A 15,894-nucleotide genomic window follows, 5' to 3' on the forward strand; every position below is an offset into this window, starting at 1 on the left:
GGTTTGTGGCAAATCGACTAATCAGACTGTGAAAGGATTTTATTGAAATAATTAACCTCTCATTATTATTATACATGCCCTCAATAAATAATGCCCCTGTTAAAGTTACTGTCCGTCGTGAGATAATGAGCATGGCACTAACGTGGGTTTGTAATCGAGTTGCTTTTACAATTGATCGCAATGAGATGAATTCCAGGACCATCTCTGAAAAAGTAGACGATGGAGTAATGGGAGAAATAGCATCCGCTGCAGTGATGCAATTTTTATTTGATCATGGCAGAAATGTTGTAGCATATGATCAGATTAGAAGAGATGATTACAAGAAGCCTGATCCCGGTTGGGATATAATTATAAGTCATCAAAGCTTAGAAAACTGGGTAGAAACTGCAAGTAATATAGAGATTAAACCAAAGCATGCATATTCGTGTTCTATTAAATCCTCAAGAATTCCGGAAGCCGACGGAGATGATATTAATGTGGCGATAAATAAAAGAGATTTTAAAATATTTAAACGTTCTATTTCTATAGATGATGATTTAACTGCTGATTTTGAAGTGCAGGTGTATTTCCAATTGAGTAAAAGTAGGTTTCATGAGGGATTATCTATTACTATGGAAGATGTGTTGCTTAAAAGGATAAATGATATAATTGAAAAATTAAATTTAATGGAGAGGTATAACGAATGCTATTTATCAGGAGCCGCTCCCAGACAGTCATTGATAAGCTACTCTAATTCATTGCCAGAGAATAAGCGACTTTGGAGTTCCTACCATGCTGGTTTTAATAAGTTAATGTGGCGCGCGCCTCTTCAATTAGGTATTTCCTTTGAAACTTTAAAATAGGCCTTAATTTATCTAAAAATAAGCTTCTTATTTGGGACTGGACTGCAACCAGGGGTACGAACCTTATGTTTCCTTTTTGTTTTTATTTAATGTGTTGATTTTTAATGTTTAATAGCGTCTCTGCTCGTTTTGTGTGCAGTGCCTTTAATCAGGTTAACAACATTGAAATCGACTAACTACGTCGTTACCAGTCAAACCAATTTTCCGCAAGAACAAGGTAGGCGGGGATGGCACTTGTATTGTTTTTTATCCAGTACAGTATTTAAAACAGTATATTGGTATAAGAACAACCAGCTCCCGGGGAGCCGGCTGTTCTTGTTACCTGTTGTGGATGTCTTAGTTGATCTTGATACGGGATACCTTACCATCAATACCATTATTCCGGATAAAGGAAACCACCACGTACTCGTCTTCATAACTCCGTTCGAAGGTATCGACAGTATACTCAGGAGAACTCCTTTTTACATTGATGATAGTGAAATCATCGGACGTAGCGCCGTCAGGGGAATCATATAACGTCATCTCGCAACCTGGTCTTACACCGAACAATTTGCAGGATCTGATCTCGTCATTTTTTACCGGGCGGAAATTCTGTCCAGGTACATCTTCCACGGTCTGCACAATGTTTTGAGTGCCATTGTTACCTTCATAAAAAACGATAATGCCCATAATAGATTAAATTTTGAGAGAGTGAATAAATATATATAATTAACAGACAATCCTGCAGAATACAAGTTTAGCAGCCAATGGCAGCGCCTCAGCTTACTTTCATGATTAACAAAGGAAACTATCAACATTACCGCCAAGTGGGTACACCTTGCAGTTTACAATAGTGATAGTCAAAAAATAGAGAGGTACAAATCAGGTTTTCAGGATTTTATACCATGGTTATTTTGATTTCGAGTTCTATACTATCGATTAATATCTGCATGAAAATAAGGAGAATGTTTAGAAATAAAAAATATTATTAGCTATCCTAACAGGGTATTGGTGCTTTTATTTCACCTATTCACATAGAAAATCATGGTGGTTAGCCCCTCGTTATGATTTAAACGGAAATGTTTCAATGAGGTTAAAAACGAATTTTGGTTACTTAGGAAATGAACGTTTACTTGAGTGAAGTAATACAAACTGAGCGGGGAAAGTTAAAGGCAGATCGACTAACTAATCGACCATAAGAGAAAAAATTGACTACTTTCTTCGGGATTTTGCGGGCGGGAGAGGACAATGTTCGAACCTGCTGATGACAGATTTGAACATTGTCGTGAGTTTGTGGCTGGAGATTATCTAACCGAAACAGGTAGTGATACCATGTCCCAATCTAAAGAAAAACCTTTTGCATTGATATGGTATACCAGCATTTCTTGCTTATTCTTTAAGGTGGCAGGCTTTATATTTACCCGTAATTGGTCTTTTGAATGATCATATTTAAAAGCTCCCCATTGATTAGGTTCCTTATTAAAGATGGCTGTCCATCCTGTGTTCTCCATCGGAATGAGAAAGAAACTATACTTCCCTGCCGGTAATAATTTACCTTCTACTTTAATATCTTTATCCGTTTCAAAAGTTGTGGCTTCATTTGCACCTGCCCGCCATACAGAGTCGTAGGGAACCAATCCTCCCCATATTTTACGGTCTTTTACAGATGGGCTGCTATAGTGGATGCTGATATTTGCATGCCTGATCATCCCTGTAGCTGTTTCAGGCGGACTTATCCTGGGTTTTTTGTTTTGTGCCCAGGCTCCTGCTGAAATACTAATTGCTACAAATAATACTGCTATGCTTTTTAGTCTTTTCATAATTTTTAATTTATGCCATTTAATTATTCTTATCCTCTAATAAGGATCTGTACAAAATTAAAGGGCACGTTTAGCCAGCACCTGTACTATTTTTCACTTATTCTGTAATTTTGAGGATATGGGGATAACTAAGCATACTTTTTTCTGTACTCTGATGGGCTCATCGCCTTTTGCTTTTTAAAAGCCCTGTTCAAGTGACTTTCGTCCGTGAAATTTAGTTCGCAGGCAATTTCACTTATGCGCATGTCACTATGCAAAAGTCTCATTTCGATCAGCCTGATCTTATAATTTGAAATATATTGTTGCAATGTGTCGCCTGTTTGTTTTTTAAAATAGCGTCCCAGATAGCTTAGTGAAATTCCAAGGCTATGGCTAATTTTTTCCGCTCTTAATTTTTTAGGATCAAATATGTTTTCCTGTATGTAATGTAGAATATCCAATACGGCTTCCCCGGTATTTTCCTTTATATTTTTAGGTAGTTTCAGGGCTATGTTTCTTGCTACTACAAGTATGAGGGTGTTGACGAACTGTTGTATTATTTTGCTGTGATATATCTGTTCATCAATATATTCCTTATGAATGCATTCAACCAATGAAGCCACTAATGGTTTATCTGCGGTGTTTTTTAAAATACATCCTGGTCTGTGACTGGCGTTCCGGAGAATATATTCCATGTGCTGCACCCAATCATTGTCTTTATTTTGTTTGGGACGTATATAAATATCATTGAAGCTTAGAAAGAAAAAGGTAGTTGTGGTATTTATGGAAAATGAGTAACTGTCTGCAGGCGTAATTAAAAACATATTTCCTTTCCGGTAGTTAAAGCTATGCTTGTTCATATATTGTACACCGGTTCCTTCCATGATATAAATCAGTTTAAAGAAATTATTCTTGTAAATAATTTGAGGAAATTTATCCAATTCTTTAAAGCTGATTTCGAAAAGATGATATAAATGTTCTCTGGCCATAATACATGAAGTTACCGATAAAGTGTAAAAGTGTGAAAAAAAGGGAGCTGGCACGGCTTTATCACTGATTTCTGATAATTCTAATTATTTTTATGACATATTAAAGGCAGTAAAAAAAGGTGCTGATTATCCTTCTGATATTAAAAGAAAATTGAAATGAAAATAGCGTTAGCGTCCCCTCCGTTTCCTAAATCCATCAATGACGGTTTATTCTGGATCGAAAAACTCGTCAAAGATGCAGTCAAAGAAAATGCTGAAATTATCTGTTTTCCTGAATCATATATTCCTGGTTATCCTGGAATGGGAGCCGGTCCAGAAGAGCGTACACATGAGAAACTACAATGGGCACTGGATAACGTATGTAAACTGGCAGCTGAAAATTCCATCGCAATTATTTTACCTATGGATTGGCATCATGCTGACGGCCTTTTAAATTTAGCCTATGTGATATCAGGTAAGGGGGAGGTATTGGGGTATCAGACAAAAAACCAGTTAGACCCAACAGAAGATAGTGTATGGATTGCCGGTACGAAGCGTAGTATTTTTGAAGTGAATAATGTAAAGTTCGGTATCACGATATGTCATGAAGGATTCCGGTATCCTGAATCAGTAAGGTGGGCAGCCCGTCATGATGCTAAAATTGTTTTTCATCCACATTTTGTTGGGAGTAATACAAGTGGTGTACTGCTTACGGAATGGGGCAGTAAGGATAATCCTTATTATGAAAAAGCAATGATGATGAGAGCACTTGAAAATACCATTTACTTTGCGAGTTCAAATTATGCCTCCCGTTATCCTGATTCAGCCAGTTCTGTAATAGGGCCGGATGGAACTTGTATTGTACATGAAACTTATGGAAACCCAGGAGTAATTGTAGCAAATATTGACCCTACCCTGGCTACCGGGGTATTGGCCAAAAGGTTTAGGAGTGAGCTTTATAATGAAGTAAAGTGAGGTTATAGATCGAACAATCGTTGTAAATATGCGCTATGCTTATTTAGCACGCAGAAGGTTATTGGCGGTAAGGATTACTGTGAAAGTAGGTAAATGTTTATAATTATTATTAAAAAATGTTATTTTGACACTTAAATAGAATTTCAGGATTCCATTATGAATTAAATCTATTATTTTGACTTTGCACTTATATTGATAACATTCAAAAGTCGAAAAAATGGAGCATTCAAAATCTTCTGAAATTAAGGTAGATACCATCTAGGATGCAGCAACTCAATTGATAGCTGAGTGAGAAGAAGCCCGGAAAAAATCACTATTTGTTTTAAGATTACAGGTTTGATCTGCCGAAGAAAGATATTATGATATGAGCCAAAAACTAATACTAACTGTGTGATTTTTTTAATAACATTGTGGCTAATTCGGATCAATCAACTTATTAATTGTCAGGTATTAAACATAATAGTGACCGTCAACTGCTACTGCAGGTCTCTGAAGGGGATGAGCAGGCGTTTGCTATGCTTGTGAAAGCGTATTCCGGCCTTCTTTTTACATACCTGGTCAAAATTACCAAAGATCAGGATATAGCTTCCGATGTGGTACAGGAAATTTTCACCCAGCTATGGCTAACAAGGGAATCTCTGAGAGAAGTGGAAAGCTTTCGTTCCTGGTTATTCGTAATATCGAGGCATCATGCAGTCAGGATGCTGAAGAACATCGACAGAGAGTACAAAAAACGGGAGGAGTGGCATCAAATTACACAAGCTGCTGCCGACGGCCTGGAGGCACAGGACGAAGCCTCTTTAAAGGAGGCGTACGATATATTGGTGAAAAATGCAGTAGATCGGCTCCCGCCGCAGCAAAAGAAGGTTTGGATGCTGGCCCGGTTAGAAGGAAAAAAATATGCTGAAATAGCCGCCGAAATGCAGATTAGCCGGGAAACCGTAAAAAAATACCTCCAGATTTCCTCTTCATCTATTGTTGACTACATCAGGAATAATGGCCTGCCAATCGTAATTTCCTTCCTGATTATAAAGTTGTAAATTTTTTTTCCATTGGAATACCCCCTTTTTTACAAAAGCCTTCTCCTAAGATAAAGGTGGATCAAATCCGTTGATATAAATTGATTGACTGTGAATAGCAGACTACAGCACCTATTGGAACGATGGTCCGATGACCGGTTTACAGAAGCAGAAAGACAGGAGCTTATTGATATGTTGCAATCGGCTTCTACTGAACAGGAAATTATTCCCGTACTGGAAGACATGTGGGAAAAAATACAGGATGAAGGCCTCTTTAGTGAAGCTCAGCAGCAAACGATGATCAAAAACATCCTGGATCGATATCCCGGCAGAGAGTTCCCTGTTGATAAGGAAACAGGAAAGGGTATGCATGTTGGTTACAGGAATTCGTTCATACGGAAATGGAGCTGGGCTGTAGCATCTTCTGTGGCATTGATAATTGGGGTTGGTATTTATTATTTATATCAGAAAAAACACACGGAAACACCAACTGGTGTTGTGCAGTCGATAACAAATGGGCAACAGGGGGAAAGTAGCGTTTTACTTACCTTATCAGACGGATCACAGGTACTTTTGGATACTGTTAAAAATGGCCGGATAACATTGCAGGGAGGCACAGTAGCCAAAGTCACCAATGGGACATTAGAGTACGAAAGAACAGGTTCGGAAGTACAGTATAACACCATATCTACCCCGAAGGGAAAGCAGTTCCAGCTTAGGTTATCTGATGGAACCAGCGTGTGGTTGAACGCGGAAAGTTCCTGTAAATACCCGGTAGTATTTACAGGAAAGGAAAGACTTATTAGTGTTACAGGAGAAGTGTACATGGAAGTTGCTCAAAACCCTTCCATTCCTTTCAGGGTGGAGGTTAGCGGGGGGACTGCTGTTGAAGTACTCGGAACAAGTTTTAATGTGAATGCATATAACAATGAGCAATCCGTTCGAACTACGCTGCTGGCTGGAGCGATACGGGTTGCAATGAAAGGGGCCGCCTACAAACTGCTTAAGCCCGGACAACAGGCACTCACAACCACCAGAAACAAGCCTGTCCAGGTTTTAGACGATGTAAATGCTGTTTCGGTTGTTGCCTGGAAAAATGGTGTCTTTGACTTTGAGGATGTTCCGCTGGAGGAGGCTATGCGGCAACTTGCAAGGTGGTATGATATTGAAGTAGTTTATCAGCAAACAATTCCGAAGGTACAGTTGGGAGGTACCATTAAAAGAAGCCTTCCCTTTACTGATGTGCTGTATTTTCTGAGCAATGTGGGACTTCATTACAAACTGGAAGGAAACAGGACATTAATTATACTTCCCTGATGGCGGTTGACCAGCCATTCAGCAAGTGTCGTGGATAACAAAATAATGCACTGAGCAGGCCAATTGGTAAAAATCAAAGATGTCGGAAATCTTTCCGGTAATGACCTGGTATGCCAATAAAGTGTCTTGTTCAGGATCATCAGAAACCAACCAAAATTATTCAGAAAGTATGCGTTTTTCTGCTTTAAACCAGCCGTGGAGGCTAGGATTAGCCTGGCGTGGCTTCTCCTGTCGTCTAGTATCAACCAAAATAAGGTTCGCGATGAAACTAACATTTGTATTATTAACTGTCGTCTTAGTTCAGGCACAAGCCATAGGATTGGCGCAATCTATCACTGCCAAACTATATAAAGAGCCTTTGCGTAATGTGTTTAAAATTATTGAGAAACAGACGGGAGTAACTGTTTTCTACAATGATGAACATATTAAGAATGCACATCCTGTGACTATTGAGGTACAGCAGATGCCATTGGATGATTTCCTTACCGCCATTTTGAAGCCGGAGAAACTTACTTTCGAGATAAAGCAGGGTAATGTAGTAGTGATGCGTAAAGATATTGACGCATCCGGGAAAAATGGAAGTTTATCTGCTGCTACGGAGCCCAAAACAAAAGTGTCGGGATCAATTACTGACTCTGATAAAAATCCTTTGCCCGGGGCTACTATCCGTATTAAAGGTAGCCAGGTAGTAGCTGTGAGCGATGAAAAGGGGATGTTTCATATAGAAGCGGAAAAAGGCGCAGTGCTAATAATAAGCTTCATAGGATTCAATGAAAAAGAGGTGAAGGTGACCGATGCAGAAATGATTTCGGTTATTCTGGTGCCTTCGGAACAAAAGCTGGGATCTATTGAAATTGTTTCTACGGGTTATCAGAATATTACCAGGGAACGAAATACGGGGGCGGTAGCAAAAGTGGACATGGGTACTGTTGCCAGCAGATCCAGCAGTACCAATATTCTCCAAAGACTGGATGGGCTTGTACCCGGCCTGGCGGTAAACAATGCACCGGGTGGAGAGCCGTTACTGGTTCGGGGGTTGACTTCCCTCAACGCTACCAGGTCGCCATTGATCGTGGTAGACGGCGTAGAATTACCGGGTGATAATACCAGTGAGGCATCCCGTAATAATATTATGAACACCTCTAACCCCATTGCCAACATCAATCCGCAGGATATTGAGGATATAACTGTTTTGAAAGATGCCTCCGCAGCGTCTATCTGGGGCGCAAAAGCGGCGAACGGGGTAATTGTTATTACTACTAAAAAAGGTAAAACAGGACAAAAATTACGGGTCGATTACGACGGTTATTATAATTTTCAGGGTAAACCGGATCGGTCCTATATCCCGAAAATGAACAGCAGGGATTTTATTGCTACCGCAAAGGAAATCTTTCCTCAATTTGCGCCTTATTATAGCTGGAATGCAGTACAGGCCTTTGCTCCGGTTGCTCCGCACCTGCAAATTCAATATGATGAATATCGGGGGCTAATCAGCGGTGCACAGGCGAATAAGGCGCTGGATAGTCTGGCTGCCATCGATAACAGGGGTGAAATTTCCAGCATTTTTTACAGAAATGCAGCCGCTACTAATCATACGGTCTCGCTTTCAGGGGGCGGCGACATTTACAGTTTTTATGGATCGCTGAGCTATACCGGTATTCAAAGCAGCACACCTGGTGAACGGAACAATTCGTATAAGGTGAATGTCAGACAGGATTTCAATTTCAATAAAAGATTGCAGTTATCGGTAATCACTGATCTTACCAATACCGTAGCAAGTACTTCAAATCTGGGTATAGGAGTGCTGGCCCCGGATGTTTCCTTCGTACCTTATCAGCGGTTCCGCGATAATGCAGGAAATCCGCTGGCAGTGAATTTCCTGGGAAATTACAGCGATTCTCTGCGACTTGATTATGCTGCCAGGAGCCGGGTTAACCTGGACTACGTTCCGCTTGATGAGTTTAACAGGGGATATTCAAAGAGTAGCAGTATATCCGGAAGAGTGGTGGGAAGCGCGAAATTACAATTATTGAAAGGCCTTCGCTTTGAGGGTACTTATGGCTACCAGACATTTGCAAGAAACAACCGGACAGTTCAGTACCAGGAAAGTTACGCGGTAAGAGACCAGCTGGTAGGATTTACACAGGCGCCAACGGTAAACAGCACGCCCCGGTATTGGTTGCCAAAGGATGGAGGGATGCTCAGTGTAAATAATGCGTCTCAGAAAAACTGGACGGTAAGAAATCAGCTGATATTTGATCGGAACTGGGATCCACACCAGCTGACTGTAATGGCAGGACAGGAAGCTACAAGTTCCACACCATTGACATCATCCGCTACCTACTATGGATGGGATGATCAGTTGCAGGTTTCCCGTCCGGTAAATATTGATACACTCATGAAAGGGATTACAGGAACGGTATCCGGTCAGCTGGGACGAGTGTTGCCATCAAATAATGTGGGTGGAGGAGAAGGGGCTATCGCAAGAACCACCTCTTACTATTCTACATTGGGATACATGTACCAATGGAAGTATGCGCTGAATGCGAGCTGGAGGATTGATGAGAGCAATTTATTTGGCCTTGCCAAATCTGCTCAAAACAGGCCCGTTTATAGCATAGGCGGTAAATGGTTGCTGAACAGGGAAGACTTCATGAAATCATTTACATGGCTGGACCGGCTCCATCTGAGATTCACCTATGGCATAACAGGTAATGCACCCAAACCCGCTCAGGCAGCATCATTCGATATCCTGCAATCCTCATCGAACGTAAACTATGTAACAGGAGTTGGTTTGGTTATCGGAACCCCCGGCAATGACAAGCTTACCTGGGAGGGAACCACTGTCTATAACGCAGGACTGGATTTTACAGTGCTGGGTGGCAGACTGGGTGGTTCGATAGACGGATATATAAAAAAGACCAGTAACCTGATCGGCTCATTGATGACGGCGCCGTTGACTGGATATGCCACTGTTATCGGTAATTATGGAGACCTTGAAAATAAAGGGTTTGAGTTTAGTTTGACCTCACTTAATGTCATTTCCCGGGATTTTAACTGGAATACTGTCCTAAACCTGTCGTACAACAAAAATAAGATAACAAGAATGGCAACAGCTACTGCCATCACCACCGGTACAGGAATGATTGGAACTTCCTTCGTGGAAGGCAAACCTGCATACGCTGTATTTGAATTCATCAACGGTGGACTTAACGCCGTGGGAGATCCACAGATCATCCAGGCCGACGGAAAAATACTGTCGGATAAAAATGGCTCCAAGCCAGAAGACGTTCATTTGGCGGGAACTTCTCAACCTATCGCGACAGGCGGATTATTCAATACATTTTATTACAAGCGGTTTCAATTAGGAATTAATATCAGCTTTAACTTAGGACATGTATTGTTCCGTGATTTTAATAATTTCTGGCAAGATCCCCTTTATCAGAACACCGTTCAACCTGAATTTGCAAATCGCTGGAAGGCACCGGGAGATGAAAACAAAACCAATATCCCCAGGTATGCCTATAACACTACCATCGATAACGGCAGAAATATCTATTACTATACCTACTCCAACCTGAATTCATTCGATGCGTCTTATGCAAAGATCAGGGAGATCACACTTTCCTATGATGTAGGGAAGTCATTGGTTCGGAGACTGCATGCGGAAGGATTGACTTTCAGGGCACAGGTATCTAATCTCATGCTTTGGAAGCAGAACCACCTCGGCATCGATCCGGAGTTTCAATCACCGGCAGGTGTCAGAAATATCCGTATAGGACAAGGTACATTCACAGTTGGCGCACACATTACTCTTTAATTAAACCTGCTTAAGATGATGAAATTCATTCATAGGGCATTATTACCCATCCTGTTTATATCGTTGATGCTGCAGACTTCATGCTCCAAAGGCTTTTTGGAAATTGAACCTAAAGGCTCCCGTGTGGCAAAAATAACGCTGGACTACGAGCAATTAATGAATGCAGTGAGCCTGCAGGTTTCCTATCCTCCCTCTTTGTATATGGGTGATGAAATGGCAGCCCAGGCAACCTACATGGATGCGGCCCAGATCAGAACACAAAGGCTGTTCAGGTTTGAAGCAAGGATATATGATGAAGATCAGCTTCCCAATGAAACATGGCCACTAACCAACATTTATACCTTTAATAAGGTCATAAACGAAGTAATGCAATCAGAGGGAGGAACCGATCAGCAAAAACGTGCCATCCTCGCGGAGGCTAAAGTTGGACGGGCGCTTTGTCATCTTTATTTTCTGAATGATTTTTCGTTGCCCTATAATGCGGCTACTGCTGCTACGGATTTGGGGGTGCCGCTGCTTACAAAGGCAGATGTAACGCAAACAACATTTGTACGGGCCTCTGTACAGGAATGTTATGATTTTATCATAAAGGATTTAACAGATGCCTTGCCAGATCTTGGCCCATTAACACACAGGCGGAAATTTTCCAGGCTGGCGGCAGAATTTATATTGGGCCGTGTTTATCTGTATATGGCAAAGTTTAACGAGGCCCGCACACATGTGGATGCTGCATTCGCGGAGCTTGACAAAGCTGCAATACCTCTCGCGTTATACGATTATAACATAGTGCTTGATCCCAATAACGATAATTCATGGTTCCCTGACTTCGGTTTCGGACTTTCAAATTATCCGTTGGCTGCCAGTAATACACAGGTGATATACAATCTCAGTATGATTAATTTTCAGCTGCAACAAGCCAATACCTATGTGTTTTCCCCGGAAACGGCTGCCTTATATGATCCGGCAGATAAACGCCTGGAACTGTTCTCAGGAATTGAAATGTTCAATCCCGACAAAACCTTTCCGGGAGGAATGAGGCGCTACTCCGCATCACTTTTTTCGGGGTTGGAAATCGGCCCCTCATTGCCTGATCTCTACCTGATGCGCTCAGAGCTTAAAGCAAGGGCAGGTGACCTTGCAGGGGCAAAGAGCGATCTCGAAATGCTGCGGTCCAAAAGAATGCCTGCCAATATCGCAACTGTACCTGCAAATATAGCGGCAAGCAAAGAGGCATTGGTTCGCTATATCCTTGATGAACGTATTCGTGAATTTGCCACCTCCGGCATGCGCTGGTGGGATATGCGCCGGCTTTCAGTTGACCCGGTTTATAGCAATACGGTTAAGTACACTCATAAACTTTATGATGACGCCGGCAACGTAGTGGCAACCTATACGCTCAAGCCTGCGAGATTTGCCCTGAAGTTCGGGGAAAAGATGCTGGCCGCGAACAAGGGGTTAGTGGAAAATGAATAGAACTGGTAAGTTAATGGCAGCATGCAGTGATGCCACATTTACGTGGCAGGAAATTTCAATCGTAATAATTCAAAATTTTTAATACCGCTTAATCTGAATCTGATGAAAATGAAAATGTTAATCTTGCTGTTGCTGATTTCAGGGGCCGTCTTCGCGCAGCAATCGCCCTCTGCGAAGTATAACTTTCAGGATTTTACTTCAATAGTAAACGTGGAAGACCAGGAGAAGCAATACAATGAAATGTTGAAAGCAAATCCTATAGCCCCTGCCAAACCATCCATGTATGAGGAATACCGCGCGCAGCTGGCTATGGGATGGCTTACCAAAGGAAACTTTGAACGTTATTGGTATTATAAAAACACCAGACCGAAATTCAACGTACTTCAATTCCTGTATCTGACTTATGCACTGGACAACCTCTTTGATGCAAATACGAATCCGGGCGAAGTAGAAAAGGTGTCGGCCGGGATATTGGAAGATCTAAGCACAGGCGTACTGAAAGATGGAATTGGCAGAACGCAGACCGTTTTGGAGATAAATGCTGCCACTAATGCTCAACTGGGAAATATAGATACTGCCTTGCAGTTATTAGCGAAATCTTCGGAAGTAAAAGATGGTATGCGCGAAATGCACTATTTCAAAGATGCAAAATCCAATTACCTGAACCGGTATGGCGTAGTGATGTTTGCTGCCGGTAAGTATCAGGTGGCATTCGATACCTTAAGTAAAGCATTCAGGGAGGCGGAGTCAAACCCGGTTATGGTTAATACATTCAGGTTGGTATATAAAAAGGTAAAGGGTACCGAAAATGGATTTGAGGAATATCTTAAATCCCTGAAGGAGGAAGCATACCATCACTGTTATAAGGAAGTGGAAAAGTTATACATAGCATCACCGAAAACAACGCTCGACGGTGCAATACCCAGCCAGGGAGGAGATGGTAAAATGTTTACGCTTTTTCACGCCACGAAACCTGTAAAAGAGGTATCGCTGTTGGACCTGGACGGAAAAATCGTTCATCTGAGCGACTATAAGAACAAGGTGCTGGCCCTTGATTTCTGGTCTACCGGATGTACCCCATGCGTTGCTGCCTTTAGCGGATTTGAGCGTGTGGTGGCAGACTATAAAAAAGATGTATTTCAAATGTTTGTGGTAAGCCTGTTTGAAGACAGGGCTACCGTGAAATCTTTCGTGAAGAAAAAAGGGATTACCCTCGATGTTTTACAGGATGAAGAAAACAAGTTCTTTGATGTCCAGGGAACGCCCACTAAAATCATATTTGACCCATTGGGTAACATAAGATTCTTTAGTTCTGGTTACGCCGGTTCCACAGACAGGGAGTATTATAAACTGAAGTCTATGGTAGAGATCACAAAATCCAGGTATAAAGGGTAATGCAATTTGCGCCTGTTAGATGATAATAACTGAATTTAAACGAATGTGGCTTTTGCCCTGCAAAATGTATTTATGAGAAGATTGCTTTTTTTGATATTGACCAGTCTGGCAGTTTTGTCCGGCATTGCGCAGGACAACCACCCGGTTTCGTGGAAGTTCCGCAGTGACTCAATAGCGCCACTCACTTTTAAGATTGCCTTCGTGGCGGCTATCAACGAACCGTTTCATATTTATCCACAGTCTTATGATGGTGGAATGGGAATGCCTACTACTATTACATGGGGAGAAAATCCGAATGTTCAGTTGATAGGAGAGATGGAGGAAAAAGGAGCAGCATCTTCTGCCGGGGAAACTGTGGCTTATTACGCGAAGGGGGTTACGTTTTCACAAACTATCAAACTCAGGGCAGATGAGAAGACAATATTGCATTTCCGAATCAAATACATGGCATGCAATAATCAAATGTGTCTTCCTCCTTCATCAAAGGAGTATACACTGATTGTAAATGATGCCAACGGTATTACTGTTACTGCTGAAAATGAAAAAAATGTACAGGTGCCAGGTATCCAGGAAGCAGTACAGTATGAGGACTTTTCGCTGCCGGATGTAAAAGGAAAAAAAATCTCCACCAAAACAATCATCTCCGGGAACAGATATACATTTATTGATTTCTGGGCCAGTTGGTGTTCGCCATGCAGAATGCAGGCGAAAGCGCTTGTTCCGCTTTATGCCAGGTATAGGGCCAAAGGGCTGGGCGTAATTGGCGTTTCCCTCGATACGGATGCTGCTGCCTGGAAAAAGGCCATAGAGAAGGATGGTTATACCTGGACAAACCTGGCGGACCTGAAAGGATTTGACTCTCCTGTTACTAAAAAATATCAGATTAAAGCTATTCCCAGGAATTTTCTGATCGATAACAAAGGGGTAATTGTTGCCAGGGATCTCCATGGAAAAGAGTTGGAAGCAAAGCTGATGGAATTGTTTAACTAAATGAAAGACGTTTTCCCTTAGGGCAACGTAGTAGTCGCCGGTGGCCATTTATACCGGAATTCGATTTCTGAATCCAAATTAATCCTATTTAAATTGAGAAAGTTAATTATAGCCGGTTTGTCAATAATGCCGTTGACAGCTTTTGCCCAGAGTAATAATAAATTTACTATCAATGGCAAATATGGTACAGGCAACGCTCCTGAAAAGGCATACCTGGAGTATACGATGAAAGGTAAGTCCATCATTGATTCTGTCGGGTTAAAGGATGGCGTTTTCAAATTTGCCGGTGCGGTGTCTACTTCGCCGGTATCCGCTACATTAACCTTTGATACGAAAGGTGTAGGGAGAACTAACAGCCTTGAGCAGATAACGGTTTATCTTGAGCCGGGTAACATTCATATTAAAACGAATGGAGCTACAATTGAAGGAGTGCAGGTAACCGGAACGCCCAGGAATAATGATTATACTGATCTAAATAACCTGGTTGATGCCGGCTTTTCACAATTGACCGATGAAGACAGGCTATTCATGAAAGGGCAGTTGTCGCCACAGGCCACGCAGGATTACGAGGCCAAATTGGAAGGCTTTCGAAAGCGGTTTAGTGACATGACCAAAGATGCCTATATTAAGTTCATCAGGTCCCATCCGGCATCAATGCTTAGCTTGGAATTGTTTCCCAAAATCGCCTATGAACAACGCTATGACGTAGTGAAGCCCTTGTTCGACGGTTTATCATTCAAAATTAAAAATAGTAAGGAAGGTAAAAAAGTGGCCACTAACCTGGATAAAATGAGAGTAACTGCAATAGGGCAACCGGCGCCGGACTTTGAAGTACCCGATGCAGAAGGGAAGCTGGTTAAACTTTCGTCATTTCGTGGTAAGTATGTATTGGTCGACTTTTGGGCTTCCTGGTGTGGGCCATGCAGGGCAGAGAACCCAAACCTGGTTAAAGTCTACAATAAATTTAAGGACCAGAACTTCACAATTGTTGGCATTTCCCTCGATAAGTCTGACAGCAAGGCGTTGTGGTTGGCAGCAGTTAAAAATGATGGACTTCTGTGGCTTCAGCTTTCTGACCTGAAATTTTGGGATAGTACGGCTGCGAAATCATATGGTGTCCAGGCAATTCCTCAGAATTTTTTGATCGACCCTGATGGAATTATAGTTGGAAAAACATTGTCAGGAAAAGTGTTGGAGGAAACATTAAGCAAAATATTTTATCCGACGCACACGGTTAACTGACGCCGACACGGGAAAAGCTGGTTATAGAGAACCAGCTATGAAAGAAACTGGGAATGCTCCAGCGAAGCATTCCCA

Annotated in this window: 12 protein-coding genes; 9 read left to right on the plus strand and 3 right to left on the minus strand. The window is 41.8% G+C overall.

Features of this window, described 5'->3' with window-relative positions:
* Positions 1-74: 74 nt before the first annotated feature.
* Positions 75-842, plus strand: a complete 768-nt coding sequence (locus AC5ZC7_RS02835) for a hypothetical protein (protein WP_496159673.1) — start codon at positions 75-77, stop codon at positions 840-842.
* Positions 843-1,178: 336 nt separating this feature from the next.
* Here AC5ZC7_RS02835 and AC5ZC7_RS02840 read toward each other — a convergent pair whose 3' ends face one another.
* The 3 genes from AC5ZC7_RS02840 to AC5ZC7_RS02850 all read right to left on the minus strand — a co-directional run bounded on the left by AC5ZC7_RS02840 (position 1,179) and on the right by AC5ZC7_RS02850 (position 3,609).
* Positions 1,179-1,511, minus strand: a complete 333-nt coding sequence (locus AC5ZC7_RS02840) for a hypothetical protein (RefSeq protein WP_496159672.1) — start codon at positions 1,509-1,511, stop codon at positions 1,179-1,181.
* A 614-nt stretch (positions 1,512-2,125) separates the two neighbouring features.
* Positions 2,126-2,641, minus strand: a complete 516-nt coding sequence (locus AC5ZC7_RS02845; RefSeq protein WP_496159671.1) for a DUF2911 domain-containing protein — start codon at positions 2,639-2,641, stop codon at positions 2,126-2,128.
* A 128-nt stretch (positions 2,642-2,769) separates the two neighbouring features.
* The gene (locus tag AC5ZC7_RS02850) at positions 2,770-3,609 is read right to left on the minus strand and encodes a helix-turn-helix domain-containing protein (protein ID WP_496159670.1); all 840 of its coding nucleotides are present in this window, start codon (positions 3,607-3,609) and stop codon (positions 2,770-2,772) included.
* A gap of 156 nt (positions 3,610-3,765) precedes the next feature.
* Here AC5ZC7_RS02850 and AC5ZC7_RS02855 point away from each other — a divergent pair, with 156 nt between their 5' ends.
* The 8 genes from AC5ZC7_RS02855 to AC5ZC7_RS02890 all read left to right on the plus strand — a co-directional run bounded on the left by AC5ZC7_RS02855 (position 3,766) and on the right by AC5ZC7_RS02890 (position 15,819).
* On the plus strand, positions 3,766-4,563 hold the full coding sequence (locus AC5ZC7_RS02855; RefSeq protein ID WP_496159669.1) for a nitrilase-related carbon-nitrogen hydrolase: 798 nt from the start codon (positions 3,766-3,768) through the stop codon (positions 4,561-4,563).
* A 440-nt stretch (positions 4,564-5,003) separates the two neighbouring features.
* Positions 5,004-5,603 (plus strand): RNA polymerase sigma factor, encoded by a 600-nt coding sequence (locus tag AC5ZC7_RS02860; RefSeq protein ID WP_168739755.1) that lies wholly within the window; start codon positions 5,004-5,006, stop codon positions 5,601-5,603.
* Positions 5,604-5,693: 90 nt separating this feature from the next.
* Positions 5,694-6,899, plus strand: a complete 1,206-nt coding sequence (locus AC5ZC7_RS02865; protein WP_496159668.1) for a FecR domain-containing protein — start codon at positions 5,694-5,696, stop codon at positions 6,897-6,899.
* Positions 6,900-7,161: 262 nt separating this feature from the next.
* Positions 7,162-10,719 (plus strand): SusC/RagA family TonB-linked outer membrane protein, encoded by a 3,558-nt coding sequence (locus AC5ZC7_RS02870; RefSeq protein ID WP_496159667.1) that lies wholly within the window; start codon positions 7,162-7,164, stop codon positions 10,717-10,719.
* 15 nt (positions 10,720-10,734) lie between these two features.
* Positions 10,735-12,192 carry a RagB/SusD family nutrient uptake outer membrane protein gene (locus AC5ZC7_RS02875; RefSeq protein WP_496159666.1) on the plus strand — a complete coding sequence of 486 codons (1,458 nt, stop codon included), beginning with the start codon at positions 10,735-10,737 and terminating at the stop codon, positions 12,190-12,192.
* A 108-nt stretch (positions 12,193-12,300) separates the two neighbouring features.
* Positions 12,301-13,587, plus strand: a complete 1,287-nt coding sequence (locus AC5ZC7_RS02880; protein ID WP_496159665.1) for a redoxin domain-containing protein — start codon at positions 12,301-12,303, stop codon at positions 13,585-13,587.
* Between the two features lie 72 nt (positions 13,588-13,659).
* The gene (locus tag AC5ZC7_RS02885; RefSeq protein WP_496159664.1) at positions 13,660-14,577 is read left to right on the plus strand and encodes a redoxin domain-containing protein; all 918 of its coding nucleotides are present in this window, start codon (positions 13,660-13,662) and stop codon (positions 14,575-14,577) included.
* A 93-nt stretch (positions 14,578-14,670) separates the two neighbouring features.
* Positions 14,671-15,819 carry a redoxin domain-containing protein gene (locus AC5ZC7_RS02890; RefSeq protein WP_496159663.1) on the plus strand — a complete coding sequence of 383 codons (1,149 nt, stop codon included), beginning with the start codon at positions 14,671-14,673 and terminating at the stop codon, positions 15,817-15,819.
* The last annotated feature ends 75 nt before the right edge of the window (positions 15,820-15,894 follow it).

It is taken from the genome of Chitinophaga sp. 9-1-y (genome assembly GCF_059511905.2).

What these genes read in the sequence shown, in the direction of transcription:
- AC5ZC7_RS02835 (WP_496159673.1), top strand. Translation starts at nt 75, where the DNA reads ATGCCCTCAATAAATAATGCCCCTGTTAAAGTTACTGTCCGTCGTGAG.
- AC5ZC7_RS02840 (WP_496159672.1), bottom strand. Translation starts at nt 1,511, where the DNA reads ATGGGCATTATCGTTTTTTATGAAGGTAACAATGGCACTCAAAACATT.
- AC5ZC7_RS02845 (WP_496159671.1), bottom strand. Translation starts at nt 2,641, where the DNA reads ATGAAAAGACTAAAAAGCATAGCAGTATTATTTGTAGCAATTAGTATT.
- AC5ZC7_RS02850 (WP_496159670.1), bottom strand. Translation starts at nt 3,609, where the DNA reads ATGGCCAGAGAACATTTATATCATCTTTTCGAAATCAGCTTTAAAGAA.
- AC5ZC7_RS02855 (WP_496159669.1), top strand. Translation starts at nt 3,766, where the DNA reads ATGAAAATAGCGTTAGCGTCCCCTCCGTTTCCTAAATCCATCAATGAC.
- AC5ZC7_RS02870 (WP_496159667.1), top strand. Translation starts at nt 7,162, where the DNA reads ATGAAACTAACATTTGTATTATTAACTGTCGTCTTAGTTCAGGCACAA.
- AC5ZC7_RS02875 (WP_496159666.1), top strand. Translation starts at nt 10,735, where the DNA reads ATGATGAAATTCATTCATAGGGCATTATTACCCATCCTGTTTATATCG.
- AC5ZC7_RS02880 (WP_496159665.1), top strand. Translation starts at nt 12,301, where the DNA reads ATGAAAATGTTAATCTTGCTGTTGCTGATTTCAGGGGCCGTCTTCGCG.
- AC5ZC7_RS02885 (WP_496159664.1), top strand. Translation starts at nt 13,660, where the DNA reads ATGAGAAGATTGCTTTTTTTGATATTGACCAGTCTGGCAGTTTTGTCC.